This window comes from Pseudomonas sp. FW305-96, assembly GCF_058783825.1.
The window spans coordinates 99,970-125,968 of record NZ_JBYSYW010000013.1 but is presented as its reverse complement, the minus strand read 5'-3'; the positions used below and the strand labels follow the sequence as shown (position 1 = coordinate 125,968).

General features: G+C 64.2%; 23 protein-coding genes and 1 pseudogene. 10 read left to right on the top strand and 14 right to left on the bottom strand.

All coding sequences use genetic code 11. The features are described from left to right. Position 1 precedes the first annotated feature (1 nt). From AC3WL2_RS12670 to AC3WL2_RS12650, 5 genes are all read right to left on the bottom strand, one after another. Positions 2-1,483 (bottom strand): aldehyde dehydrogenase, encoded by a 1,482-nt coding sequence (locus tag AC3WL2_RS12670; RefSeq protein ID WP_102682371.1) that lies wholly within the window; start codon positions 1,481-1,483, stop codon positions 2-4. After that, complete coding sequence (locus tag AC3WL2_RS12665; RefSeq protein WP_102682372.1) at positions 1,480-2,313, bottom strand: alpha/beta fold hydrolase; 834 nt, start codon at positions 2,311-2,313, stop codon at positions 1,480-1,482. The genes AC3WL2_RS12670 and AC3WL2_RS12665 overlap by 4 nt, the downstream gene beginning before the upstream one ends. A gap of 68 nt (positions 2,314-2,381) precedes the next feature. Continuing rightward, the gene (locus tag AC3WL2_RS12660) at positions 2,382-2,978 is read right to left on the bottom strand and encodes an amino acid synthesis family protein (RefSeq protein WP_102682373.1); all 597 of its coding nucleotides are present in this window, start codon (positions 2,976-2,978) and stop codon (positions 2,382-2,384) included. A 249-nt stretch (positions 2,979-3,227) separates the two neighbouring features. Continuing rightward, positions 3,228-4,271 carry an LLM class flavin-dependent oxidoreductase gene (locus AC3WL2_RS12655; protein WP_102682374.1) on the bottom strand — a complete coding sequence of 348 codons (1,044 nt, stop codon included), beginning with the start codon at positions 4,269-4,271 and terminating at the stop codon, positions 3,228-3,230. A 74-nt stretch (positions 4,272-4,345) separates the two neighbouring features. Beyond that, complete coding sequence (locus AC3WL2_RS12650; RefSeq protein ID WP_102682375.1) at positions 4,346-4,831, bottom strand: flavin reductase family protein; 486 nt, start codon at positions 4,829-4,831, stop codon at positions 4,346-4,348. A 317-nt stretch (positions 4,832-5,148) separates the two neighbouring features. Between AC3WL2_RS12650 and AC3WL2_RS12645 the strand changes: the two genes are divergently transcribed. Beyond that, a complete protein-coding gene (locus AC3WL2_RS12645; protein ID WP_102682376.1) occupies positions 5,149-6,552 on the top strand; it encodes a purine-cytosine permease family protein in 1,404 nt (467 codons plus the stop codon). A gap of 87 nt (positions 6,553-6,639) precedes the next feature. Here AC3WL2_RS12645 and AC3WL2_RS12640 read toward each other — a convergent pair whose 3' ends face one another. From AC3WL2_RS12640 to AC3WL2_RS12625, 4 genes and pseudogenes are all read right to left on the bottom strand, one after another. Further along, positions 6,640-7,788 carry a methyl-accepting chemotaxis protein gene (locus tag AC3WL2_RS12640; RefSeq protein ID WP_404943056.1) on the bottom strand — a complete coding sequence of 383 codons (1,149 nt, stop codon included), beginning with the start codon at positions 7,786-7,788 and terminating at the stop codon, positions 6,640-6,642. Then, positions 7,780-8,247: pseudogene (locus AC3WL2_RS12635) on the bottom strand (MCP four helix bundle domain-containing protein); the annotation flags it as partial. The pseudogene AC3WL2_RS12635 and the gene AC3WL2_RS12640, both read right to left, overlap by 9 nt. Positions 8,248-8,432: 185 nt before the next feature. Further along, on the bottom strand, positions 8,433-10,016 hold the full coding sequence (locus AC3WL2_RS12630) for a methyl-accepting chemotaxis protein (RefSeq protein ID WP_371919806.1): 1,584 nt from the start codon (positions 10,014-10,016) through the stop codon (positions 8,433-8,435). A gap of 292 nt (positions 10,017-10,308) precedes the next feature. Then, the gene (locus tag AC3WL2_RS12625) at positions 10,309-11,511 is read right to left on the bottom strand and encodes an NAD(P)/FAD-dependent oxidoreductase (RefSeq protein ID WP_102682379.1); all 1,203 of its coding nucleotides are present in this window, start codon (positions 11,509-11,511) and stop codon (positions 10,309-10,311) included. Between the two features lie 268 nt (positions 11,512-11,779). Between AC3WL2_RS12625 and AC3WL2_RS12620 the strand changes: the two genes are divergently transcribed. From AC3WL2_RS12620 to AC3WL2_RS12610, 3 genes are all read left to right on the top strand, one after another. Next, positions 11,780-12,322 (top strand): RrF2 family transcriptional regulator, encoded by a 543-nt coding sequence (locus AC3WL2_RS12620; RefSeq protein WP_046855245.1) that lies wholly within the window; start codon positions 11,780-11,782, stop codon positions 12,320-12,322. A 135-nt stretch (positions 12,323-12,457) separates the two neighbouring features. Further along, positions 12,458-13,363: a LysR family transcriptional regulator gene (locus tag AC3WL2_RS12615; RefSeq protein ID WP_046855246.1), complete on the top strand. Its 906-nt coding sequence runs from the start codon at positions 12,458-12,460 to the stop codon at positions 13,361-13,363. Between the two features lie 208 nt (positions 13,364-13,571). Next, complete coding sequence (locus AC3WL2_RS12610; RefSeq protein ID WP_102682380.1) at positions 13,572-13,832, top strand: DUF1652 domain-containing protein; 261 nt, start codon at positions 13,572-13,574, stop codon at positions 13,830-13,832. Between the two features lie 2 nt (positions 13,833-13,834). Here AC3WL2_RS12610 and AC3WL2_RS12605 read toward each other — a convergent pair whose 3' ends face one another. After that, on the bottom strand, positions 13,835-14,122 hold the full coding sequence (locus AC3WL2_RS12605) for a hypothetical protein (protein ID WP_102682381.1): 288 nt from the start codon (positions 14,120-14,122) through the stop codon (positions 13,835-13,837). Positions 14,123-14,313: 191 nt separating this feature from the next. Beyond that, positions 14,314-14,673 (bottom strand): response regulator, encoded by a 360-nt coding sequence (locus AC3WL2_RS12600; protein WP_102682382.1) that lies wholly within the window; start codon positions 14,671-14,673, stop codon positions 14,314-14,316. A gap of 254 nt (positions 14,674-14,927) precedes the next feature. Between AC3WL2_RS12600 and AC3WL2_RS12595 the strand changes: the two genes are divergently transcribed. From AC3WL2_RS12595 to AC3WL2_RS12575, 5 genes are read left to right on the top strand one after another with little or no spacing between them, the layout of a single operon-like run. Further along, positions 14,928-18,398 carry a response regulator gene (locus AC3WL2_RS12595; RefSeq protein ID WP_102682383.1) on the top strand — a complete coding sequence of 1,157 codons (3,471 nt, stop codon included), beginning with the start codon at positions 14,928-14,930 and terminating at the stop codon, positions 18,396-18,398. Positions 18,399-18,402: 4 nt separating this feature from the next. Then, positions 18,403-19,224 carry a CheR family methyltransferase gene (locus tag AC3WL2_RS12590; RefSeq protein ID WP_102682384.1) on the top strand — a complete coding sequence of 274 codons (822 nt, stop codon included), beginning with the start codon at positions 18,403-18,405 and terminating at the stop codon, positions 19,222-19,224. Beyond that, a complete protein-coding gene (locus AC3WL2_RS12585) occupies positions 19,221-19,796 on the top strand; it encodes a chemotaxis protein CheB (RefSeq protein ID WP_102682385.1) in 576 nt (191 codons plus the stop codon). The genes AC3WL2_RS12590 and AC3WL2_RS12585 overlap by 4 nt, the downstream gene beginning before the upstream one ends. Next, the gene (locus tag AC3WL2_RS12580) at positions 19,790-21,016 is read left to right on the top strand and encodes a hybrid sensor histidine kinase/response regulator (RefSeq protein WP_102682386.1); all 1,227 of its coding nucleotides are present in this window, start codon (positions 19,790-19,792) and stop codon (positions 21,014-21,016) included. The genes AC3WL2_RS12585 and AC3WL2_RS12580 overlap by 7 nt, the downstream gene beginning before the upstream one ends. Before the next feature lie 44 nt (positions 21,017-21,060). After that, on the top strand, positions 21,061-21,438 hold the full coding sequence (locus AC3WL2_RS12575) for a response regulator (protein WP_023629509.1): 378 nt from the start codon (positions 21,061-21,063) through the stop codon (positions 21,436-21,438). A gap of 133 nt (positions 21,439-21,571) precedes the next feature. Here AC3WL2_RS12575 and pvdN read toward each other — a convergent pair whose 3' ends face one another. Then, positions 21,572-22,852, bottom strand: coding sequence for a pyoverdine-tailoring periplasmic protein PvdN (pvdN, locus tag AC3WL2_RS12570; RefSeq protein ID WP_102682387.1), 1,281 nt, complete (start codon positions 22,850-22,852; stop codon positions 21,572-21,574). Then, positions 22,845-24,218 (bottom strand): pyoverdine-tailoring dipeptidase-like protein PvdM, encoded by a 1,374-nt coding sequence (pvdM, locus tag AC3WL2_RS12565; RefSeq protein ID WP_046855255.1) that lies wholly within the window; start codon positions 24,216-24,218, stop codon positions 22,845-22,847. The genes pvdN and pvdM overlap by 8 nt, the downstream gene beginning before the upstream one ends. Before the next feature lie 181 nt (positions 24,219-24,399). Between pvdM and AC3WL2_RS12560 the strand changes: the two genes are divergently transcribed. Further along, complete coding sequence (locus tag AC3WL2_RS12560; RefSeq protein ID WP_102682388.1) at positions 24,400-24,822, top strand: hypothetical protein; 423 nt, start codon at positions 24,400-24,402, stop codon at positions 24,820-24,822. Positions 24,823-24,873: 51 nt separating this feature from the next. Here the strand turns inward: AC3WL2_RS12560 and pbpG are convergent, their stop codons facing one another. Further along, complete coding sequence (gene pbpG / locus AC3WL2_RS12555; RefSeq protein WP_046857753.1) at positions 24,874-25,797, bottom strand: D-alanyl-D-alanine endopeptidase; 924 nt, start codon at positions 25,795-25,797, stop codon at positions 24,874-24,876. Positions 25,798-25,999: the final 202 nt, after the last annotated feature.

Here is a 25,999-nt window from a genome sequence, read left to right as displayed (position 1 = left end):
CCTAGCGCATCACAAAGGGGTCGGGCATGGGCGCGGTGGACAGGTTGATCCACACCGTCTTCAGCTCGGTATAGGCCAGCACCGAGTCGATGCCGCTCTCGCGGCCATAACCGCTGTTCTTGAAGCCGCCAATGGGGGCCATTGCCGAGACGGCGCGGTAGGTGTTGACCCAGATGATCCCCGAGCGCACGTCACGGGCCAGGCGATGGGCGCGGCCCAGGTCGCGGGTCCAGATACCGGCGGCCAGGCCGAACTGCGAGTCGTTGGCCATCGCCAGGGCCTGCTCCTCGGTCTTGAAGCGGATCACCGCGGCGACCGGGCCGAACACTTCTTCCTGCATGATGGTCATCGAGTTGCTGTCGCATTCGAACAGGGTCGGCTCGTAGAACCAGCCGTCACCTTCGACCTCTGCACGTTTGCCGCCCATGCGCAGGGTGGCGCCTTCGGCCTTGGCCGCAGCCACCAGGCCTTCGATCACCGCCAGTTGCTGGGCGGTGGCGATCGGGCCCATCTCGCTGCTGTCGTCTTGCGGGTTGCCGATGCGGATGCTTTTGGCGCGGGCGATCAGGCGTTCGACGAACTCGTCGAAGATCTCGTCCTGCACCAGCAGGCGCGAACCGGCCACGCAGCTTTGTCCGGAGGCGGCATAGATGCCGGCCACGGCGCCGTTGATGGCGCTGTCCAGGTCGGCGTCGGCGAAGATGATGTTCGGTGACTTGCCGCCCAGCTCCAGCGACAGCTTGGCGAAGTTCTCGGCGCTGCTGCGCACCACGTGGCGGGCGGTGGCAGCGCCGCCGGTGAAGGCGATCTTGCGCACCAGCGGGTGGCGGGTCAACGCCGCGCCGGTGCTTGGGCCGTAACCTGTGACCACGTTGACCACGCCAGCCGGGAAGCCGGCTTCCAGGGCCAGGCGGGCCAGCTCGAGCAGGGTCGCCGAGGCGTGCTCCGAGGGCTTGAGCACGATGGTGTTGCCGGCGGCCAGGGCCGGGGCCAGCTTGATCGCGGTGAGGTACAGCGGGCTGTTCCACGGGATGATCCCGGCTACCACGCCGATCGGCTCGTGCACGGTGTAGGCAAACAGGTCCGGCTTGTCCAGCGGCAGGGTGCCGCCTTCGAGCTTGTCGGCCAGGCCTGCGGTGTAGTGGAAGAACTCCGGCAGGTAGCCGACCTGGCCGCGGGTTTCGCGGATCAGCTTGCCGTTGTCGCGGCTTTCCAGCTGGGCCAGGTGTTCCTTGCTCTCGGCAATCAGGTCGCCGAGGCGGCGCAGCAGCTTGCCTCGGGCGGTGGCGGTGAGGCCGCGCCAGGCCTTGCCTTCGAAGGCGCGCTGGGCGGCCTGCACGGCAAGCTCGACATCGGCTTCGCCGGCATCGGGCAGTTGCGCCCAGGCCTTGGCGGTGGCCGGGTCGAGGCTGTCGAAGGTCTTGCCGCTCTGGGCATCGCGCCATTGGCCGTCGATGCACATCTGGAAACGAACGAGGGTCATGCGACTATCCCCTTGGCGGATTCGGAGAGGGTGCGGGCCTGCCTGAGGAAGTCCAGCAGCATCTTGTTGACTTCGCGCGGTGCTTCCACCGGCATCATATGCCTTTGCTCGGCGAGGACCACGCTCTGCGCGCCGGGAATCCGCGCGGCGAGTTGGCGGGTCATGGCCGGAGTGGAACCGCTGTCGAGCTCGCCCGTGGCGATCAGCGTCGGTACCTGGATGTTGCCCAGGTCGGCTTCGCGGTACATGTCCTGGGTGGCGAACAGCGAGTAGGTGGTGTGGTAGCCCTGGGGGTCGTTGCTCGCCAGGATCTGGCGGATGGCGGCGACCTGGGCCGGGTTGGCGGCCTTGTACTCGCGGCTGAACCAGCGCTCGAGCGCGGCGTCGACGTTGGCGTCGGGGCCCTGTTCAAAGGCTTGCGCGGCGCGTGCGATCACCCCGGCGCTCTGCTCGGGGGTGCGGTTGAACACGCTGTTGAGTATCACCAGCGCGGCCAGGCGTTGCGGGTAGTTGAGCGCGAAGGCGCGGGCCACCAGGCCGCCCATGGAAAAGCCGATCACGCAGGCCTGGGTGACCTGCAGGTGGTCGAGCAGTTCGGCGAGCTGCTCGGCATAGCCCTCCAGCGGCGTATCGGCGCTGGGCACGCGGCTCTGGCCATGGCCGAGCATGTCGTAGGCGATGACGCGGTAGTCGTTGGCCAGGCCGACGATCTGCCCGCCCCACATTTCCTTGTTCAGGCCCACGCCGTGGATCAGTACCACGGGCTGGCCCTGGCCCAGGTCCAGGTAACTGGTCCCGGCCGGTGTACGTTCAGCGACAGGCTGAATCATGGAGGGCGCTCCTTGAAGGTCGGGCGCGGCGGGTATGCACGCCACGCCCAGGCCCGTCTTGGTTGTTGTTATTGAGCGTTGGCCTTTTCGGCAGCCAGTTCTTCCAGGTCGATGTAGCGGTTGCCGATGCGTGGGTGCAGGCGGCCACCGTCGGCGGCGCCCAGCACCACGACGATCTCGTCGGCGCGTGGAGCATCTTCGATCTGCATTTCCAGGGTGATGTAGTGCGAGCGCAGGCCTTCGTCGTCCTTCTGCATCATCGGGATCTGGATCGAGGTGCCGGGGCCGCCGCGCTTGTTGGTGAAGCTCAGGTAGCTCTTGGCCTGCACCGCTTCGCGGTAGTGGTTGCCGAAGCGCAGGGTGTGGATCACCGCCGAGGCGTGCTCGATCTCGCCGTCGGCGCCGACCACGGCGGCCTTGCCGTAGGCCTCGATCTTGTCGGCTCCGCCAATGGCGGCGGTCAGGCGCTCGACCATCAGCGCGCCCAGCGCGGAGCAGTTGGCGCGGATTTCCGGCTTGAGGTCTTCGACGAAGCCGCGACCAGCCCATGGGTTCTTGACCACCACGGCCAGGCCGACCATGGTCACCGGCTTGTCGGTGGCTTTGCCGCCTTCGATGCGGGTCTCTTCGGAGTAGGTGACGATCTTGCGGATTTCGAAACTCATGAGGGGCTCCTGGTGAGGGGTTATCAATTGTTGTTGTCTGATGGTATACCATAATATTTGATGTGCAAGGGCCGGCTGAAAATTTCTCTCACCGGCGGACGAGAGGCTCTGAGTCGCAAGCCGAGCGCGGCCCCGCTCCCGCTTGCTGCTTGACGCTTGAGCCTTGCAGCTCGAAAAAAGCCCGCTCACGCCGGCCACGAGGGCAGGCGCGAGCGGGCTGGTTCCCGCAATCGATCAGGCAGAGGGAATTCAGGCGAAGGCCGGCACCACTTCCTTGATGAACAGCTCCAGCGACTTGCGTTTCTCGGCATGGGGCAGGCTGTTGTCGCACCAGAAGCTGAACTCGTCGACGCCGAGCGCCTGGTAGTACTTGATGCGCGCAATGATTTCTTCCGGTGTGCCGATCATGGTGTTCTTGCGAATGTTCTCCAGCGCGAACGCTGGCACCTCGGCGAACTTCGATTCCGGGCTCGGCTCGAGGAAGCCATTGACCGGCACGGTCTTGTTGCCGAACCAGGCATCGAAGGTGCGGTAGAAGCGCGAGATGGCCTGGGCACCGACCCTCCAGCCATCCGGCTCGGCCGGGCTGTGCACGTGGGTGTGGCGCAGCACCATCAGTTGTGGGCGCGGCACGTCCGGGTTGTTGTCCAGCGCGGCCTGGAACTTGTTCTTCAGGTCCAGCACTTCCTCGTCGCCCTTCATCAGCGGGGTGACCATGACGTTGCAGCCGTTGGCCACGGCGAAGTTGTGCGAGTCAGGGTCGCGGGCGGCGATCCACATCGGCGGCATGCCCGGCTGTACCGGCTTGGGCACGCTGGTGGAGGTGGGGAAGTTGTAGATCTCGCCTTCATGGGCATAGTCGCCTTGCCACAGCTGGCGCACCGCCGGGACCATCTCGCGCAGGGCCTTGCCGCCATCGGTGGCCGGCATGCCGCCGGCCATGCGGTCGAACTCGAACTGGTAGGCGCCACGGGCCAGGCCCACTTCCATGCGACCATTGCTGATCACGTCGAGCAGGGCGCATTCGCCGGCGACGCGGATCGGGTTCCAGAAGGGCGCGATGATGGTGCCGGCGCCCAGGCGGATCTTCTCGGTGCGTGCGGCCAGGTAGGCCAGCAGCGGCATCGGGCTCGGCGAGATGGTGTACTCCATGGCGTGGTGTTCGCCGATCCACACGGTGCTGAAACCGCCGTCTTCGGCCATCAGGGTCAGTTCGGTGAGGTCTTCGAACAGCTGGCGGTGGCTGACCTGCTCATCCCAACGTTCCATGTGCACGAACAGCGAAAATTTCATGGGGCTTTTCCTCGGAGCTTTGTTGTTTTCGCCCGCCGTGGCAGGCGCTCTAAGTGGAATCAGTCGTCAGAGTCTCAGGCGAAGGCCGGCAGGCTGGCCATCTTGCCGCGGCAATAGACCATCGGGCGGGGCGCCTCCTGCGGGACGATCAGGTTGTGTACCTTGCCGACCATGATGGCGTGGTCGCCGCCTTCGTATTCACGCCACAGTTCGCATTCGATCACGGCGGTGGCGCCAGCCAGGATCGGGTTGCCCAGTTCGCTCAGGGTCCACTCGATGCCGACGGCCTTGTCCTTGCCTTTTTTCGCGAACGCATACGCCTCGGCCTGCTGTTCACCGGAGAGCAGGTGAATGGCGAAGCGCTTGTTCTTCATCAGTACAGGGTAGGAGTCGGCGCTGTAGTTGGGGCAGAACAGCACCAGTGGCGGGTCCATCGACAGGGAGGAGAAGGCGCTGGCGGTGAGGCCGACGATCGAGCCGTCGTCGTCCAGGGTGGTGATGACGGTCACGCCGGAGGGGAAGGAGCCCAGGACGTGCTTGTAGACGGTTGCGTCGATCATCTCGTGTACCTCTGAAAAGGCTGCGGTGGTCCGCGGTTTTTATCGTTGATTCGTATGATGGTATACCGTAATACCTATATTGCAAGCGGAATTTTCCGTGCGCTGGAGTTCGCGATAAACGGCGCAAGCCCCCGTAATCACTGGTCTTGGTGTAAACCTTCGGGCTGCAAGTCAGTGCATGGAGCGGATCAGTTGTGGGGAAAATGAGCGGTGCAGTGTTGTCAAACTCTTGGAATACCATAATATGGTCTTCAGCTGAGAGGCCGCCCGGAGCGGTTTCCATACAACGATAAAAACGACCTTTCGAGCTGAATCCTATGTCCCAACCGTCGTCGCAACACCATCTCGTCGAGCAACACACGGTCGATTACGTGCCACCGTCCGAGCGCCATGGGAAGGCGCGCGACCTTTTCACCCTGTGGTTCAGCACCAACATTGCGCCGCTGCCGATCGTCACCGGGGCCATGGTGGTCCAGGTGTTCCACCTGAACTTGCTGTGGGGGCTGTTGGCCATCGTGCTGGGGCACCTGCTGGGCGGGGTGGTGATCGCCCTGGCCTCGGCGCAGGGGCCACAGCTGGGCATTCCGCAGATGGTGCAGAGCCGCGGCCAGTTCGGGCGCTACGGCGCGCTGCTGATCGTGTTTTTCACCGCGTTGATCTACGTCGGTTTCTTCATTTCCAACATCGTCCTGGCCGGCAAGTCGATCCACGGCATCGCCCCCGGCGTGCCGATGCCTGGCGCCATCGTCATCGGTGCCCTGAGCGCCACCGCCATCGGGGTGATCGGCTACCGCTTCATCCATACGCTGAACCGCGTCGGCACCTGGGTGATGGGCTCGGCGTTGCTGGCGGGTTTCATCATGATGTTCGCCCAGGAACTGCCGGGCGACTTCTTCAGCCGCGGCGCGTTCAACCTGTCCGGTTTCGTCGCCACGGTGTCGCTGGGCATCATCTGGCAAATCAGTTTTTCGCCCTATACCTCGGACTACTCGCGCTACCTGCCCCGTGAAGTCGGCATCGCCAAGCCATTCTGGGCCACCTACCTCGGTGCCACCCTGGGCACCATCCTGTGCTTCAGCTTCGGTGCGGTGGCGGTGCTGTGCGTGCCGCAAGGCACCGATGCCATGGTGGCGGTCAAGCAGGCCACCGGTTGGCTGGGGCCGATCCTGATGGTGCTGTTCCTGCTCAACATCATCAGCCACAACGCCCTCAACCTGTATGGCGCGGTGCTGTCGATCGTCACCGCGATCCAGACCTTCGCCGCCCATTGGACGCCGAGCATCAAGCTGCGGGTGCTGCTGGCGGGGGTGATCCTGGTGGGCTGCGGTCTGGTGGCGTTGAACGCCTCGGCGGACTTCATCGGCCAGTTCATCGGGCTGATCCTGGCGCTGTTGCTGGTGCTGGTGCCGTGGGCGTCGATCAACCTGGTGGACTTCTACCTGATCAAGCGCGGCGAGTACGACATTGCTTCGATCTTCCGTGCCGACGGCGGCATCTACGGGCGTTTCAACCACCACGCGATCATCGCCTATGCCTGCGGCATCCTCGTGCAGCTGCCGTTCGCCAATACGTCGCTGTATGTCGGGCCGTACTCGAACATCGTAGAAGGGGCGGATCTGTCGTGGCTGTTCGGGCTGTTGGTGACAGTGCCGCTGTATTACTGCCTGGCGACGCGGGCTCAGCCGGAAAAGGCGCAGCGGGTGGTCGGCGTCAAATCCTGAGATCCGCGCCAAACTGATCGCGGGGCATGCCAGATCCTGCGCAACCCTTGCAGGAACGGGTGAGCCCCGCGATGTTCGTCAGGCCGTTCAGACTTTGAACTGCGCGACCAGCCCATTGAGCTCCAGCGCCAGCTGCGACAGGTCCTGGGCCGATGCGCTGGTCTGGTTGGCCCCGGTGGTCGTCTGCATTGCCAGCTCGCGGATATTCACCAGGTTGCGGTCCACTTCCCGGGCCACCTGCGCCTGCTCCTCGGTGGCGCTGGCGATCACCAGGTTACGCTGGTTGATCGAGGTGATAGTCCGCGAGATGACCTCCAGAGCCTGACCGGCCGACTGCGCCACCTCCAAGGTGCCGCTGGCGCGGCCCTGGCTGCTGTGCATGGCGCTGACCGCCCGTTCGGTGCCGATCTGTATGCCGCCGATCATCTGCTCGATCTCCGCGGTGGACTGCTGGGTACGGTGGGCCAGGGCGCGCACTTCGTCGGCGACCACGGCAAAGCCACGGCCTGCCTCGCCGGCGCGGGCAGCCTCGATGGCGGCATTGAGTGCCAGCAGGTTGGTCTGGCCGGCGATGGCGCCGATCACATCCAGCACGCGGGTAATGTCGTTGGCGCTGTTGGCCAGCTGTTCGATCTCCGCGGCGGTGCCGGTGACGTCGTCGACCAGGTGCTGAATCGAGGTGAGTGCCTGGTTGACCTGGTCTCTGCCGTCACGGGTGGTCTGGTCCGCGCCCTGGGAGGCTTCGGCAGTGCTCACGGCGTTGCTGGCCACCTCCTCGACGGCGCTGGTCATCTGGTTGACCGCAGTGGCGGCCTGGTCAATCTCGGTGCTCTGCTGCAGCAAGCCACGGCTGGTGTCCTCGGTGACGCTGTGCAGCTCCTCCGAGGCCGAGGCCAGGCGGTTGGAGGACGCGGCGATCTTGCCAATAGTGTCGCGCAGGCTTTGCTGCATGCGGCGCAGGGCGTGCAGCAGCAACGCCGGTTCGTCCTGGCCGACGACCACGATCTCGTGGGTAAGGTCGCCAAGGGCAACGCGCTCGGCCACCATAACGGCCTCCGCCAGAGGCGTAACGACACTGCGGGTGAACAACAAGGCGATGGTGACCAGCACCAGCGTGATCAGCAACAGCGCAATGACGATGACGCGCAAGGCATCGTCTCCAACATCGCTGCTGTGCTGCGAGGCGGCGTGCGCACCTTTGTAGTTGAAGTCGACCAGTGTCGTCAGCGCTTCCATCATATGGTCCGCGCGCTGGACCAGCGGGCCGCTGATCAGTTGCTTGGCTTGCGTCATGCGGCCTTCACTGATGCTCGCGAGTACCTGGAGCTGCAGGTCGGTGTATTGCTTGCGCGCCACGATGAAGGTATTGAACAGGTTGCGATCCTGCGGGCCATCGATGGTCAGCTCGTAGGCGTCCAGGCTGTTGCGCAACGCATCTTCAATGCTGTTGAGCAAGTGGATGCTCGCCCCCTCGCCGCTATTGTCCTCGAGGGCGGCACGCAGTGTGGCCGCACGCTCCTGGGCAAGGCTGGCACTGATTCCGTTGAGCGCGATCATGGCCGGTAGCCAGTTGACACGGATTTCATCCGTGGCACTGTCCATACGTTGCGTTTCGTACACGACGACCCCGCCCATGGACAAAATGAGAACAGCCAGGGTGGTGAAAAAACAGCCAGCCCTTTTGCCGATTTTCATGTTTCTAAGCAGCATGGATATTCCTTGACGTGAGAAAAATTTGTACGTCAAGAGCATGGTGGAGCGGCGACTTACGGAGTAGTCGCCCGATACCACAAGGTACTGCGAGTTTTTCCGACTTTTTGTCCGCGTGAATTGTGATGTGACGGGGGCGCACGGCTGCGCCCCACACTACTCTGGACGGTTCAGACCTTGAACTGCGCCACCATCCCATTGAGCTCCACCGCCAGGCGTGACAGGTCCTGGGCCGCCGCGCTGGTCTGGTTGGCGCCCGCCGAGGTCTGCATTGCCAGGTCGCGGATGTTCACCAGGTTGCGGTCCACTTCCCGCGCCACCTGGGCCTGCTGCTCAGAGGCCGTGGCGATCACCAGGTTGCGCTGATTGATGGTGGCGATTGCCTCGGCGATCAGCTCCAGGGCCTGGCCGGCCGATTGCGCCACTTCCAGGGTGCCGCCGGCGCGGCCCTGGCTGCTGTGCATGGCGTTGACCGCGCGCTCGGTGCCGGTCTGGATGCCGTCGATCATCTGCTCGATTTCCGCCGTGGACTGCTGGGTGCGGTGGGCCAGGGCGCGCACTTCGTCGGCGACCACGGCGAAGCCGCGGCCCGCCTCGCCGGCACGGGCGGCCTCGATGGCGGCGTTGAGGGCCAGGAGGTTGGTCTGCCCGGCGATCGAGCCGATCACGTCGAGCACCTGGCTGATCTGGTTGGCGTGGCTTGCCAGCTGCTCGATTTCTTCGGCGGTGCCGGTCACGTCATCGACCAGGTGCTGGATCGACACGAGCGCCTGGTTGACCTGGTCGCGACCATCGCGGGTGGTGCGGTCGGCGCCCTGGGAGGCATCGGCGGTGCTCACGGCGTTGCTGGCCACTTCTTCGACGGCGGCGGTCATCTGGTTGACCGCGGTGGCGGCCTGGTCGATCTCGGCACTTTGCTGGTGCAGGCCGCGGCTGGTGTCCTCGGTGACCGTGTGCAGTTCCTCGGAGGCCGAGGCCAACTGGTCGGAGGAGGCGGCGATCCGCCGCAAGGTGTCGCGCAGGCTGTGCTGCATGCGGCTCAGGGCGCGCAGCAGCAAGGCCGGCTCGTCGCGGCCGAGCACAGTTATCTCGCGGGTCAGGTCGCCGGTGGCGACGCGCTCGGCCACGGCGACGGCGTCGGCCAGCGGGACGATGATGCTGCGGGTGAGCAGGGTGGCGATGCCGACCAGCGCGAGCAGAATCATGGCGATGGCGGTGATGATCAGGGTAAAGGCTTCGTCGGACGCCGCGCTGCTGCGCTGCGAGGCCTGCTCGGCGCCCTGGGTGTTGTAGGCGATCAGCTCGGCGAGGGCCTTCATCATGCTATCGGCGTATTCGGCCAGCGGGCCGTTGACCAGGCGTCGGGCCTCATCCAGCTGGTCGTTGCCGGCGGCGTTGCGAATGGCTTTCTGCAGGCCGTGGTAACGCTCGCTCAGGCCAATGAAGGTATCGAACAGGGCGCGATCGTCGGCTTCGATGATGGTCTGCTCGTAGGCCTTGAGATCGCTTTCAAGTTGCTGGTTGACCTGGACGATCTTGTCCAGGGTGGCGTGGCGGGCGCTGCTGCTGTCCTCCAGGACACTGCGCAAGGTGAGGGCACGGGCCCGGCCCAGGTTGCTGCTGACCTCGCCCAGGGCGAGTACCGCAGGCATCCAGGTGATGCGGATTTCGTCGGTGGCGCTGTCCATCCTGCGGGTTTCGTAGAGGGCGACCAGGCCCATGGCCAGGACCAGGATCCCGAGCAGGGTGAACATTCCTGCTGCCCGAATGCCGATCTTAACGTTCCGTAACTGCATGCGACGCTCCTTGACGGTGGCTGCAGGCGTCAAGAGCGCGGACGGACCGGGCTCGGCTGGTAGGGCTCTCGATGCACTGCGAAAGGGGTTATATCCTCACGGTTCATGTTGTTTTTTCTGAATGATGACACAGTGCCACTATTATTGACCAGTCGTTCAATGAAAGCCCGGCCCCATTGGTATGTCGTCACTTGCTGACTGCGTGCCTCCATTCCGTCGTAAAAAGGGCCGCAGAGCGGCCCTTTTATGATCATGCAACGATCGGGATCAATGGGTCGGCAGCCGCCAGCGCCTGGGCGCGATCCGCTGCCGGGGGGTAGATCCACACCGTGTTGATCTGGCGCTTGAGGTTCTTGCCGTCCTGGCCCTGCAGGTGCAGTTCGCGTTCCCAGCCTTCGCTGTAGGCCGCGCCCCATTCGCCCAGGTCCAGGCAGGTGACGTACTTGGGCTGGCGATAGATCACCGGCTCCACACCGAGCAGGTCGGCCATGGCGTTGTTGCCCGAATGGCGGCCCATGGGAATGGCGTGCTGGCAGGTCATCAGCGCGTGGTTGCCCTTGTCATCGACGGCGGCGCAGGCGACATCGCCGGTGGCGTAGATGTAGTCCTGGCCAATGACTTTCAGGTGACCGTCGACTTTCAGGCGGCCCAGGCTGTCACGCTCGCCTGCGATCTGGACGGTCAGCGGGCTGGCCTTGACCCCCACGGTCCAGATCACGGTCTTGCTGGCGATGTACTCGCCGTTGTCCAGGGTCACGCCTCCCGCATCCACCGCCACCACCGAGGTGCCGGTCAGCCATTGCACCCCGGCCTGCTCGCTGGCGCTGACGATGGCCGGGGTGATCCCGGCGCCGAGTGCGGCGCCGATGCTGGGACCACGGTCGATCAGCACCACGCGGGCCTGGCCTGCGCCGAGGATGGCGCCCAGCCGGGATGGCAGCTCGGTGGCCGTTTCGATACCGGTGAAGCCGCCGCCGCACACCACCACGGTGTTGCGCGCCGGGGAGGCGGGCAGGGTGGCCAAACTGTGCAAGTGCTGCTCCAGGCGAGTGGCCGACTCGATCTGGTCGACATCGAAGGTGTGCTCGGCCAGGCCTGGGACGGCAGGGCGGGCCACTTGGCTGCCGGCGGCGAGGATCAGGCGATCGTAGGCGAGCTGGTGCTGGCGGCCGTCGGTGTCGCGATAGCTGACCTGGCGGGCGTCGCTGTCGATGGTGTCGGCGATGCCGTGGATGAACTCCACGCCCACCACGTCGAACAGCGCCTCCAATGGCGCCTGCAAGCTGTGCACGTCGGCTTCGTAGAAGCGTGGGCGAATCCGCAATTGCGGCTGCGGGGCCAGCACACTGATGCGCACGTCACCGCGCTGGGCCTGGTCGAGCAGGCGGGCGGCGCTCAGGGCGCTCCAGACACCGGCAAAGCCGGCACCGATGATCAGGATACGAGAGGTCATGAAGGTGCTCCGCAAGGTAGGAAAGGGCTTCGACGAAGCATGTGCTGCTTGTCGAATAACCACGACTGTATTGGTCGTAGTTTAATCCGGCAAGTGTTTTTTACGCATCGGGTTGTTCGCCAACCGCCATGAAACGCGCAGATACCTTGTGTTTACTGGCGTAAAGCGGGGTCTTGATAGGCCAGTCCGACGACGGGCGGCTACGCCCGGCTTTGCTTGCCAGCGCTGAAGGGCGTACTATTTGCGACAAAGTCAGTCGGAGATTCATATGTCCCTCTACAGTGCAGGCGTCGAGTACGGCATCCACTGCCTGCTGTTCCTGGTGGACGAGCGTGGCGACAGCCGCGAGTCCAGCGTGCGCGACCTGGCCGAGCTGCAGGGGGTGCCCCAGGAGTACCTGGCCAAGGTCTTTACCAAGCTCGCCCGGGCCGGGCTGGTGGCCGCGACCGAAGGCGTGCGCGGCGGGTTCCGCCTGGCGCGGCCTTCCGACGAAATCACCGTGCTGGATATCGTCACGGCCATCGATGGGCCGAAGAAGCTCTTCGATTGCCGGGAAATCCGCGAGCGCTGCGCGGTGTTCGAGGGTTCGGCGCCGGGCTGGGCGACCGAGGGCACCTGTGCGATCCACGCGGTGATGCTGGGGGCGCAGAAACGCATGGAGGAGGCGCTGGCCCAACAGACCATCCTCGACCTGGCGCGGCGGTTCGGGCGCAAGGCGCCGGCCGAGTTCGGGCAGAAGGTCAATGACTGGATGAGCGAGCGACGCGACGGCAAGGGCAGCGCTGGCGATATTCCGTTGCAGGCGGTCTGACCGCCTGGACCACCACGGAAAATGCTGCTCAACCCCCAGGTAAATCCTTGCCTGGGTGATCCGCCCGCGCGCCTCAAGGCGCGGTAAGCTGACAGGAAAATCCCGTGCGCCGCCCACGGCGCCAGAGAGGTCAGCGTGGCTTCCTATACCTTGCGCCAACTGAAGTACTTCGTCACCACCGTGGAGGCCGGCAGCGTCGCCGAAGCCTCGCGCCAGTTGTACATCGCCCAGCCTTCGATCTCTACGGCGATCAAGAGCCTGGAAGAGAGCTTCGGCGTGCAGCTGTTCATACGCCATCACGCCCAGGGCGTGTCGCTGACGCCCAGCGGCAAGCGTTTCTACGCCAAGACCCGGTCCCTGTTGCAGATGGCCCACGAGTTCGAGCAGAACGCCCTGGCCGACAACGACACGGTGGCCGGGCAGATCGACATCGGCTGCTTCGAGACCGTGGCGCCGCTGTATTTGCCGCGGCTGATCGCTGGCTTTCGCGAGCGCTACCCAGGGGTGGACATCCGCCTGCGCGACGGCGAGCAACAGGACCTGATCCAGGGGCTGACGGCCGGTACCTTCGACCTGGCGTTTCTCTATGACCATGACCTGGACGGCACCATCGAGACCGAGCCGCTGATGCCGCCACAGAAACCCTATGTGCTGCTGCCGGAAAAGCACCGCTTCGCCGGCCAGGCCCAGGTGTCGTTGCGTGACCTGTGTCCCGAGCCGATGATCCTGCTCGACGTGGCGCCCAGCCGCACCTACTTCGTCAGCCTGTTCAACGAACTGGGGCTGACGCCGAACATCGTCTTCAGTTCGCCGTCGATCGAGATGGTCCGGGGCATGGTGGGGCAGGGCTTCGGTTTCTCGCTGCTGGTCACCCGGCCGCACTCGGAGTTCACCTACGACGGGCAGCGACTGGTGACGCTCGCAATCGCCGAGCCGGTGACGCTGTCGGGGCTGGCGGCGGCGCACCTCAAGCGTGTGCAACTGACCAAGCCGGCGCAACTGTTCGTGGAATTCTGCCGTGAGGAACTGGCACGGATGTAGGTGCTGACCGCCCGTCGCCTGTAGGACGAAGAAGACCGAACGTTGCCCGGCCAGTGGTTTCTTCCACTAAGGTGCTAGAGGCATTGAGCTGTTGTCATCGTCGGCGCGAATGGACCTGCGTCCCATCATGGGCAATTTCAATTGGCATCCTGCCCGTCGCGGGCGTACCACACCAAACAGGCCATCCAGTACAAGAGAGGGTCGTACCATGTCGTTGATTGGCGTATCGATGCTTGAGATGCGGCAGATGATCGAACAGGCCTGCCTGCCCGACTGCTGCGAGGTGAGCTGCCCGGACGGCCAGCACCTCACCATTCGCCTGGGCCAGGGCTCGAGCCTGGACGAGTGCCTTACCGTGACGGGCGTGCCGATTGCCAGCCTCAATACCTGCCATGACCTGCTGGGCCTTGTTAGTCGGGTCAAGGCACAACGTGATGCCCCGCCGGGGGCCCGCAAGGTGATTGCCTGAGGTCATTGCAGCTCGAGCAGCAGATTGATGCCGCCGTCGCCGCATTTGACGTGTTCACGGACCACGCCCCGATAATTGCGCCCCTCCCAGGCGAAGGCGACGCTGTGCGCCTTCTCCACCTTGCCGGGTAGCGGTGGTTCGATATGCAGGCGCAGCGCGGGGCGGCCCTGCAGGCTGAGGGCGGCCAACTGGACCTGACACATGGCGCGCTGGGCCACTGGGCCGAACAGGGTATCGCGGACGAAATCCAGCTCCAGGCAAGCGCAAGGGGCACGACAGGGCATCTTCATGGTGGCTTTCCGACGAAAGAGGCATACCTCGAAGATTTGAAGCCTAAAGGCGCGAGACGTTCAAATTATTTCAGTTGGCCCTGGCATTGCACGGTTCCCGTGGGCGCCGGCTTGCCGGCGATGGGCCGCAAAGCGGCCACTCTACCCCTGACACAATGGCGTCGGTGCCTGGCGGGGCTAGCCTGGCCCCTTCAGCGGATTAACGGTGCGCCGAGAATCTCCAGCACTTTGTCGCGCAACTGGTCGATGCTGAACGGCTTGCCGATCAGGTGCATGCCCGGGGGCACGTTGAAGCTCTCGGCGTAGCCACTGGCAAACAGCACCGGCAATGCCGGCCGGCTTTCCCGGGCCTTGGCCGCCAGTTCCTCGCCGCGCAGGTCGGGCAACCCCACGTCGGTCATCAACAGCGCCAGCGGTTGCGTGGGATCCTCGATGATCTTCAGGGCCGCGGCAGCGCTGTCGGCCTCGATGGCGGCATAGCCCAGTTCGTCGAGCACTTCGACTATCAGCATGCGAACGATGTCGTCGTCTTCGACTACCAGAAGGTGCATTGTGTGGATCCTGTTTCGATGGATTGTCTCTACTCTGTGCGCAGGGCCATGGCAGAAGTTCCCAAGCTTAACGGCATGGACAAATAGATGGAACGATTGCCATAGACAGGCTTCAAATACTGGCTAAATGCCCTGCCAGTTCCGCGAAAGCTGGTTAGACTCGCTGTATTCGCGGTCGGTCTGGCGCAGGGCAACCCTTACACGATGTAGACGCCGGTCTGTTCAATGGATTTATTTCGCTCGGGCACTTTCACATGATTCAAGCAGCCTCGATGGACCAACGCAGTTTTCGCAAACTGCTGAGCCGCAACGTCGGCCTGCCCCTGGGAGTGGGGCTACTGGGCGCCGTGGCCTTTGTCGCGGTGATCTACTACCTGCTTTCGGCCATGCAGTGGGTCGAGCACACCGATCGGGTGATCGGCAATGCCAACGAGACGATCAAGCTGTCGATCGACATGGAAACCGGCATGCGCGGCTATCTGCTGACAGGCGAAGAGCGTTTCCTCGACCCCTATGAAGTGGCAAAGCCACGCATCTTCGGCAGCCTGGACAGCCTGCGGGCAATGGTGGCCGACAACCCTCAGCAAGTCGACCGCATCGACCGCATTGCGGCGCTGCAGCGCGAGTGGAACACTTTCGGCAACGAAGTCATCAGCCAGCGGCGCAGCCAGCAGGGTGATGTGGTGTCGTCGATTGGCCGTGGCCGCGGCAAGCGCCTGACCGACGAGATCCGCAAGGAGTTCGAGACCTTCATCAACACCGAGCAGCAACTGCGCACGACGCGCAACGAGACGGTCAGCACGGTCACCATGACCGCGATCTCGGCGTTCGTGCTGTTCATCGTAGCCCTGAGCGCGTTGCTCGCCTACCTGGGGCGGCGTGACCTGCTGGCCTTGTCATCGAGCTATGTCGAGAACCTGGAAGCCCAGCAACGCGCCGCCGAGCGCCTGGAACAACAGGCCTGGCTGCGCGCCGGGCAGACCCAGCTGGCCGAGCAGGTGCTGGGTCAACTGACGCTGCCAATGCTCGGCGACAATATCCTGCGCTTTTTCGCCGGTTACCTGGGCAGTGTGGTCGGTGCGCTGTATGTGCGCGATGAACATGGCCAGCTGGTGCGGGTCGCCACCTATGGTCTGGATGCCGAACAGCAGGGCAGCGAACCGCGCGTGGGCGATCATGCCGGCCTGCTGGGCGAGGCGGTGGCCCAGGCGCGGCTGTTGCGCCTGGACGAACTGCCGGAGGACTACTATCGCCTGAGCTCGGGTCTGGGCCGTGGCTTGCCGCGCAGCGGCGTGGTGGTGCCGTCGCAGGACGATGGGCGGGTCAACGGCGTGCTGGAGCTGGGATTCCTGCGTCCACTGCAAGAGCGCGACGTGGAATTGCTGCAGCGAGTCGCCGAAAACCTGGGCATCTCCATCGAAAGCGCCCGCTATCGCCAGCGCCTGCAGGAAGTGCTGGCCGAGACCCAGCAGCTCAACGAAGAACTGCAGGTGCAGCAGGAGGAGCTCAAGACCGCCAACGAGGAGCTCGAGGAGCAGTCGCGGGTGCTCAAGGAATCCCAGGCCCACCTGGAGACCCAGCAGGCCGAACTTGAGCAGACCAATGAGCAACTGGCCGAGCGCACCGAGGCCCTGGACCGCAAGAACAGCGAGCTGAACCAGGCCCAGGTCGAGTTGCAGGCCCGCGCCGACGACCTGCAGCGCTCGAGCAAGTACAAGTCCGAGTTCCTTGCCAACATGTCCCATGAACTGCGCACGCCGCTCAACAGCTCGCTGATCCTGGCCAAGCTGCTGGCCGAGAACGCCGAAGGCAATCTCAGCGAGGAGCAGGTGAAATTCGCCGAGTCGATCTATTCGGCTGGCAACGACTTGCTCAACCTGATCAACGATATTCTCGACATCGCCAAGGTCGAGGCCGGCAAGCTGGAAGTGCGCGCCGAAAGCACCCCGCTGGAGCGCCTGGTCGAAGGCCTGCAGGGCATGTTCCGGCCGTTGGCGCAGGACAAGGGCCTGTCCTTCGCCGTGCAGCTGGAGCAGCCGTTGCCGGCGTCACTGTTCACCGACCGTCAGCGCCTGGAGCAGATTCTCAAGAACCTGCTGTCCAACGCCATCAAGTTCACCGAGCGCGGCCAGGTCAGCCTGCGCATCAGCCACCAGGCGGGCCTGGGCATCGTCTTCGCGGTGCGCGACACCGGCATCGGCATTGCCGCCGACCAGCAGCAGGCGATCTTCGGCGCCTTCCACCAGGTCGATGGCACCAGCAACCGGCGCTATGGCGGCACGGGCCTGGGCTTGTCCATCTCCCGTGACCTGGCCCACCTGCTTGGCGGACAGATCAATGTCGACAGCAGCCCGGGGCAGGGCAGCGTGTTCAGCCTGATCCTGCCCGAGCACTTCGAACCCTCCGCGCAGCAGGTCGAGGTGCACAGCCTTCGCCCGGCGGTCGACGAACTGCCGCCGCCACCGCCAGTGCCGACACCCGTGCGCAGCGAGCGTCCGACCCCGGCCTTTGCCGATGACCGCGAGAGGGCGCCGTTCGGCAACCGCTGCATCCTGGTGATCGAGGACGAGCCGAATTTCGCCCGCATTCTCTTCGACCTGGCCCACGAGCTGGGTTACAGCTGCCTGGTTGCCCATGCCGCCGACGAGGGCTTCGAGCTGGCCGCCCAGTACTTGCCCGACGCTATCCTGCTGGACATGCGCCTGCCTGACCATTCCGGGCTCACCGTGCTGCAGCGCCTGAAGGAGCAGGCCAGTACCCGGCACATTCCGGTGCATATCATTTCGGTCGAGGACCGCGTCGAGGCTGCCATGCACATGGGCGCGGTGGGCTACGCGGTCAAGCCCACCAGCCGCGAGGAACTCAAGGCAGTGTTCGGTCGCCTGGAGGCCAAGCTCACGCAGAAGCTCAAGCACATCCTGCTGGTGGAGGACGACGACCTGCAGCGCGAGAGCATCGCCCGCCTGATCGGCGACGACGATATCCAGATCACTGCCGTAGCCATGGCCCAGGACGCCCTGGCGCTGCTGCGCGAGAACATCTACGACTGCATGATCATCGACCTCAAGCTGCCCGACATGCTCGGCAATGAGCTGCTCAAGCGCATGACTGCCGAAGACATCCGCAGCTTCCCGCCGGTGATCGTCTACACCGGGCGCAACCTCACCCGCGAGGAGGAGGCCGACCTGCTCAAGTATTCGCGCTCGATCATCATCAAGGGCGCGCGTTCGCCCGAGCGCTTGCTCGACGAGGTGACGCTGTTCCTGCACAAGGTCGAGTCGCAGCTGTCCAACGAACGCCAGCGCATGCTCAAGACCGCCCGCAGCCGCGACAAGGTGTTCGAGGGGCGCAAGATCCTGCTGGTGGACGATGACGTGCGCAATATCTTCGCCCTGACCAGCGCCCTGGAACACAAGGGCGCCATCGTCGAGATCGGGCGCAACGGGCGTGAGGCCATAGAATGCCTGGAAGCCAATGACGACATCGACCTGGTGCTGATGGACGTGATGATGCCGGAAATGGACGGCTACGAGGCGACCCGGCTGATCCGCCAGCAACCGCGCTGGCGCAAGCTGCCGATCATCGCCGTGACCGCCAAGGCGATGAAGGACGACCAGCAGCGTTGCCTGCAGGCTGGGGCCAACGACTACCTGGCCAAACCGATCGAGCTGGACCGCCTGTTCTCGCTGATCCGGGTCTGGCTGCCGCAATTGGAGCGAATCTGAAATCTTGACCAGTGAACGCAATACCGATATCGAGATCCGGCTGCTGATCGAGGCGATCTACCTCAAGTACAGCTACGATTTTCGCGATTACTCCGGCGCCTCGATCAAGCGCCGGATCCTCCATGCCGTGCGCCAGTTCGACTGCCGCACGGTATCGTCGTTGCAGGAGCGGGTGCTGCACGACCCGGGCATGTTCCTCGAGCTGCTGCAGTACCTGACGATCCCGGTCAGCGAGATGTTCCGCGACCCCGGGCACTTCCTGGCACTGCGCAACGAAGTGGTGCCGCTGCTGCGCACCTGGCCGTCGCTGAAGATCTGGATCGCCGGTTGCAGCACCGGCGAGGAGGTGTACTCCATGGCCATCCTGCTGCGCGAGGAAGGCCTGCTCGAGCGCACCATCCTCTATGCCACCGACATCAATCCACACTCGTTGGAGCGGGCCAAGCAGGGCATCTACTCGATGCAGAGCATGCGTGAGTACGAAGAGAACTACCGCAAGGCCGGAGGCCGGCGCGACTTTTCCGACTACTACACCAGCGCCTATGGCAACGCCATCATGGACGCCAGCCTGCGTGACAACGTGACCTTCGCCGATCACAGCCTGGCCACCGACAGCGTGTTCTCCGAGACGCAACTGGTGTCGTGCCGCAATGTGTTGATCTACTTCAACAAGGGCCTGCAGGACCGTGCCCTGGGGCTGTTCCACGAGTCGCTGTGCCACCGCGGTTTCCTGGTGCTGGGCAGCAAGGAGTCGGTGGACTTCTCGGCCTACGGCGAGCGTTTCGAGCCGTTGGTGCGGCCCGAGCGGATCTACCGCAAGACATGAACAGCGTGCGTGCGATTGTCATTGGCGCCTCGGCGGGTGGCGTGTCGGCACTGTTCAGCGTGCTCGGCGTGCTGCCCGACGATTTCGCCATCCCGGTGTTGTGCGTGCTGCACCTGCCCGATGATCGCCACAGCCAGCTGGCCGAGGTGCTGCAACGCCGCCTGCGCCGCCCGGTTCGCGAGGCCTTCGACAAGGCGCGGATAGAGCCGGGGCTGATCTATGTGGCGGGGCCGGGCTATCACCTGTCGGTGGAGCGTGATTGCACCTTGTCGTTGAGCCAGGAGGAACCGGTGCATTTCTCGCGACCGGCCATTGATTTTCTTTTCGAGTCGGCCGCCGACGCCTATGGCTCGGAGCTGCTCGGCGTATTGCTCACCGGGGCCAATGAAGACGGTGCCCGAGGGCTTTTGCGCATCAGACAAAGCGGTGGCCGGACGGTCGTCCAGGACCCCCGCGAAGCACAGGTCGCGTTGATGCCGGAGGCCGCCCTGGCCCTGCACGACCCGGACCATATTCTTTCCCTGAGTGGTATCGGGCAGTTGCTCGCTACCCTGGAACCCAGCGCATGCTAAGCCACATCACCGCGAAACTGCTGATCGTCGACGACCTGCCGGAAAACCTGCTGGCTCTGGACGCCCTGATCCACGGCGATGACCGCGAGGTGTACCAGGCCCAGTCCGCCGACGAGGCGTTGTCGCTCCTGCTCGAGCACGAGTTCGCCCTGGCCATTCTCGATGTGCAGATGCCGGGCATGAACGGTTTCGAGCTGGCCGAGCTGATGCGCGGCATGGAGAAGACCCGCAACATCCCCATCGTCTTCGTCAGCGCCGCCGGGCGCGAGATGAACTATGCCTTCAAGGGTTACGAGAGCGGGGCGGTGGATTTCTTGCACAAACCACTGGAAACCCTGGCGGTGAAGAGCAAGGTGTCAGTGTTTGTCGACCTGTTCCGTCAGCGCAAGGCGCTGGACCGCCAACTGCAGGCCCTGGAGCAGGGCCGCCAGGAGCAGGAACTGTTGCTCAACCAGTTGCAGCTGGCCCGTGGCGAGCTGGAGCGGGCGGTGCGCATGCGCGACGACTTCATGTCGATCGTCTCCCATGAGGTGCGTACGCCACTCAACGGGCTGATCCTGGAAACCCAGTTGCGCCGCATGCACCTGTCCCGCGGCAACCTCGCGGCGTTCAGCGAGGACAAGCTCAAGGCCATGGTCGAGCGCGACGAGCGTCAGATCAACAGCCTGATCCGCCTGGTCGAGGACATGCTCGATGTCTCGCGGATTCGCACCGGCAAGCTGTCGATCCGGCCGCGCACCTTCGACCTTGGCCAGCTGGTACGCGGGCTGGTGGAGAACTTCGCCGCCCAGGCCAGCGCGGTGGATACCGTCATCGAGCTGCAGCGTTGCGATGCCTTGCAGGGCGAGTGGGACGAATTCCGGATTGAACAGGTGGTGGCCAACCTGTTGTCCAATGCCTTGCGCTACGGCAATCGCAAGCCTGTGCAGGTGCGGGTGTTCGAAGAGGATGCCATGGCCTGCGTGCAGGTGCAGGACCAGGGTATCGGCATCGATGCGCAGAACCAGCAGCGGATCTTCCAGCAGTTCGAGCGTGTCGCCGCGCAGCAGGCCAGTGGCGGCCTGGGCCTGGGGCTGTACATTTCCGAGCAGATCATCCTCGCCCATGGCGGGCGGATCCAGGTCCACAGCCAGGTTGGAGCAGGGTCGACGTTCACCGTCCAGCTGCCGCTATCGGTGTTGCCGCACGCCTGTGACCAGACCCGGGCAACCTCTGCGTAAAGCTGCGGTCTGATAGCCAACCTATTGAATTCGAAGGCGTTGTCATGAGTGAAGATGCACAAGACGTGGTACTGGTGGTCGAGGACGAGCCGGCGATCCGCATGATCCTGCGCGATTACCTGGCAGGCGAGGGCTACCACGTGCTGGTGGCCGAGGATGGCGAGCAGGCGTTCGCGATCCTGGCCAGCAAGCCGCACCTGGACCTGATGGTCACCGATTTCCGCCTGCCGGGCGGGATTTCCGGAGTGGAGATCGCCGAGCCTGCCGTGAAACTGCGGCCTGACCTGAAGGTGATCTTCATCAGCGGCTACCCGGCGGAGATTCTCGAGTCCGGCAGCCCGATCGCACGCAAGGCGCCGATCCTCGCCAAACCGTTCGACCTGGATACCCTGCACGAGCAGATCCAGGCGTTGTTGCGCTAGCTGCGAGCACGTGGCCGGTTAAAGTGAGAGCGGGCTTGCCCCGCGACGGCGCGCATGCAGGATGGCACCGGCGGGGCCGGTGATCGCGGGGCAAGCCCGCTCCCACGCAGCCCTGTGGAGCCTGTGACGAGGCTTACCCGATCTGCGTACGCAGCAATGCCATGGCCCGGTCAACCTGCTGTTCGTCGTTGAGCAGGCTCGGTGCGAAGCGGATCACCGGTCCTGCGTCGCGGTCCACGGCATCGACCATGACCTTGTTGGCGTTCAGGTAGGCGGCGACGGCATCGGGATCGCGATCCTTGATGCGGAAGAAGGTGAAGCCTGCGGAGAACTCGCGGCTGGCCGGAGTTACCAGCTCCACGGCGCGGTGTTCGGCGAGCCGCGCCTTGAGGTAGTCGTTGAGCTGGTGGATACGCGCCTGGACATCGGCCTTGCCCAGCTCCAGGTGCAGCTTGAAGGCCTCGCCCAGCGCCCAGCGGTGCTCAAAGGCGTGGTACCCGCCCGGGGTCATGATGGTGCCAAAGTCCTCGTTGCGCGAAAAGGTGGCGAAGGTCGGTGTCAGGTGCTGCATCTGCTCGGACGCCGCGCAGATGATCCCGGTCCCGCGTGGGCCGAACATCCACTTGTGGGTGCCGGCGATGAAGTAGTCGCAGTTGAAGTCGGCGAAGCGGGCGTTTTCCACGCCGAAGCCGTGCACGCCATCGACCACGTAGACAATGCGCTCGGCCTCGTCGCGGTTGCGGTTGTGCTGGCGCACCAGCTCGCCGATAGCGCCCACCGGCAGCTTGACGCCGCTGCCCGAATGCACCCAGGTCATGCCCAGCACCCGGGTTTCAGGGCGAATGCTGCGGTCGATCACGCTCAGCACCCGGTCGGTGGACACGTCGCCCGGCTTGTCGAACAGGCGCAGCTTGCGCACCTGGGTGCCGTGCTGGCGCTGACGGAAGGCCAGGCAGTTGTGGGTGGAGTAGTGCTCGTGCTCGGTAGTCAGGATCTCCTGGTGCGACGCCACGTGCAGGCCGCCATAGATCATGCCCAGGCCCTCGGTGGTGCTGCCGGTAAGGGCGACCTGGCGGGGACGCACGTCCAGATAGCGGCCTGCCCACTCGCGGACCTCATCCTCGCGCTGCCATTCGTACTGGCTCTCCCAGTCCATGCACACCGCAGGGTTGTGGTCGAGGGTGGCGCGGTGGCGGTCGATCGCATCCTGTACCGGCCGCGGGTGGGCGGTGATCAGGAAGTTGGCGAAGTGCGCGACATCCGGCGCCAGGGGGAACAGCTGGCGCAACTGACGCCATTTGTCCGGGCCCTGCAATGACGCCGGGGTGGCGGTGGCGGCCAGGGCGCTTGGCAGCAACGGCAGGCTGGCCGCCAGGGCGGCGGCCTGCTTGAGGAAGGCGCGCCGATCAGTCATGGCGGGTTTCCTGGGCGGTATTGGCGAGCTGGGCCACGGGGTTGGCGGCTTTCTGCACCTGCCCCCAGACGCGCAGGAAGTTGCCTGCCCAGAGCTTGGCAATATCGGTTTCGGAATAGCCACGGGTCAGCAGTTCGGCGGTCACGTTGCGGATCTCGCCGACGTTCATGAAACCGGTGACGCCACCGCCATCGTTGAAGTCGGAGCTGATACCGACATGGTCGATGCCCATTTTCTTCACGGCGTAGTCGATGGCGTCGACATACTCCTTGAGGCCGGCGCGGGGCTCCTCATCGACGATGGCGTACAGGCTGCTGGCGTATTCGCCGAAGCGCGCCTCCGGCCAGATGGCGATGATCGGGTCGCCCGGCATCAGTGCGTTGGTCAAACCTTGCAACGGTTGCAGGTCGAAGCGTGCGCGCAGGGCTTCGAGTTTCTCCAGGGTCGGCTTGCTCAGGGGCTTGAGGTAAGTGGTGAAGGCCACCACCTGAAGCACGCCGCCGCTGTCCTTGATCAGTTGCATCTCTTTGTCGGACAGGTTGCGCGGAATGTCCACCAGCGCCCGTGGTGCCGAATGCGAGGCCACGAACGGCGCGCGGCTCAGGCGGGCGACATCTTCCAGGGCCAGGGTGGACATCTGCGAGACATCGATGATCACCCCCAGGTCGTTGAGCCGCTTGACCGCCTGCTCGCCCAGTGGCGAGAGGCCGCCGAAGGCGTCGGGGGTGTCGTTGAAGAATGGCAGTGGCCGCGAGGAATCGGCCCAGGCGTTGTTGCCGGTGTAGCTGAAGCCGAACATGCGCATGCCGCGCTTGGTCCACAGGTCGAGCTGTGACAGGTCGCTGCCCAGTGGGTAGGCGTTGAGCATGCTGATGAAGATGGCGAATTTGCCTTCACCGTTCAGGCGTCGGAAGTCGTCCGGTGTGTAAGCGATGCCGACCTGGTTGGGGAAGTCGCGCACAATGCCGCTGATGATCTTGTAGCGCACTTCCTGCTGGTTGCGGGCCTCGTCGATGAAGCCAGGTGTGGGGCGGTGTGGCGCGTTCGGGCCGTTCCACAGCTCCGGCCAGCCGAAGACGGTCAGCGCCGCGCCGGACAGCCGGCCCTTGGCCGCCTTGGCCAGGTCGAACTGGCCACGGCCGTCCTTGTCTGCTTCGTAACCGGTGCTGCCGTAGCCCAACGGCACGGTGACATGGCTGTCGAAGGAGAGCATGTGCTCATGCAGGTCGTTGGCCTGCTGCACGATCGCACGGGGGTAGCCGCCGTCCTGTTTCCAGAAGTAATAGCCGGCGGCTCCACCCAGGGCGGCCACCAGGGCCAGGGGCAGGCCGATGTACAAGGCTTTGCGGGAGCGGGTCTTGGTCATTGCCATCTCGTTGCAGGGCTGATCGGTTCCGGCCTGGCGGCGCGGTGGGCGCTAGGGCAGGGCTCGGGTATCAGGTGGACGAATGGCGGGCGGGTAAATTTATCGGTGGGCGAGCATCAAGTTTGCGCGCGTGGCGCCGATATTCCAGTCATTGAAAGGACCCACCGTGGAGGATTAAGGAATGGTAGGTATCAACAACGTCAGCAGCAGCATCGCCACGCAACTGGTCAAGGGGCAGGCCAAAGAAGACGAGAAGTCGCCGGCTACTGTCGCGGTAGACCTCAAAGGCACCGGCGAATCAGGCAAGCCTGCCGGCGCAAAGAAGGCCGAGGATGACGAGGGTAGCGGCGAGCCGTCGTACATTCAGCAAATGCGCGAGATGATCAGGCAATTGCAGAAGCAGATGGCCGAAGAGCAGCGTCAGCTGGCGAAGATCGCCGCGCAGGAAATGGACGACACCACGAAAGCGACGATGATTCTCGCCAAGCAGTCGAGCATTGCCACCTTGAGCGGGCAAATACAGGCAGCGACCGCGAAGTTGCTTGATGCACTGACCAAGACCGGCGGCAACAGTGCCGGTGGCATGGTATCCACCCAGGCCTGAAAACGCCCGGTTTCAGCCCACAACGCCCCGCTTGCGCGGGGCGTTGTCGTTTCAGTCCTGCGCCAGGCGCGCACGCTGTCTTTCGCTCTTGTATTGCATGGCCACCGCCGGCGCCGGCTTGGCACTGCCGGTTTCCAGCCACTGGCGCATGCGGCTGGCGTCGGCGAAGTGGGTGTACTTGCCGAAGGCGTCGAGGATCACCATGGCCACCGGACGGTTGTCCATTTTGGTCAGCAGCACCAGGCAGTGCCCCGCCTCGTTGGTGAAGCCGGTCTTGGTCAGCTTGATGTCCCAGTTGCTCTTGTTCACCAGGTGATCGGTGTTACGGAAACCCAGGGTGTAATTGGGCTTGCGGAACGCCACGGTCTTTTCGCGGGTGACCGACAGCTCGCTGAGCATCGGGTACTTGCGCGAGGCCATCAGCAGCTTGGCCAGGTCCTGGGCGGTGGAGACGTTCAAGGTCGACAGGCCGGTCGGCTCGACGTAGCGGGTGTGGCTCATGCCCAGGCTGCGGGCCTTGGCGTTCATCGCCTTGATAAACGCGCCGTAGCCACCGGGGTAGTGGTTGGCCAGTGAGTTGGCCGCACGGTTTTCCGACGACATCAGGGTGATCAGCAACGTCTCGCGACGGTTCAGCTCGCTGCCCAGCCGTACCCGGGAATACACGCCTTTCATCTCCGGGTTGTTGGCGATGGTCATGGTGAGCATCTCGTCCATGGGCAGCTTGGCGTCGAGCACGACCATCGCGGTCATCAACTTGGTGACCGAGGCGATGGGGCGCACGCGATCGGCGTGGCTGGAATACAGCTCCTTGTTGGTGTTGAGGTCGATCAACAGGGCGCTGCCGGACGCCAGATGCAGTTTGCTCGGGTCACGCTGGACCTGGGCCGGGGGTTGTGCAGCAGCGGTCGACGGTAGGGTCGCGGTTCCTGTGAGCAACAGCAGCAGGCTGAGGATGGACAGGGAAGTTTTCACGTTGAGGCTCACTAAATGTTGGTATGTCGTTGGCTGTGCAAGGGTTTCCCCCAAAAAACCGTTGCATTCTGGAGTATGGCCGAACGGCTGTCGAATGCCTTATATCCAAAGGGCGTAACGTGAACGAAATTTAATCCTGTACCAATTCCGTACCAATGACTGCCGATTCCAGCTTGGCAAGCTCGGACAAGTCACTCGCTGA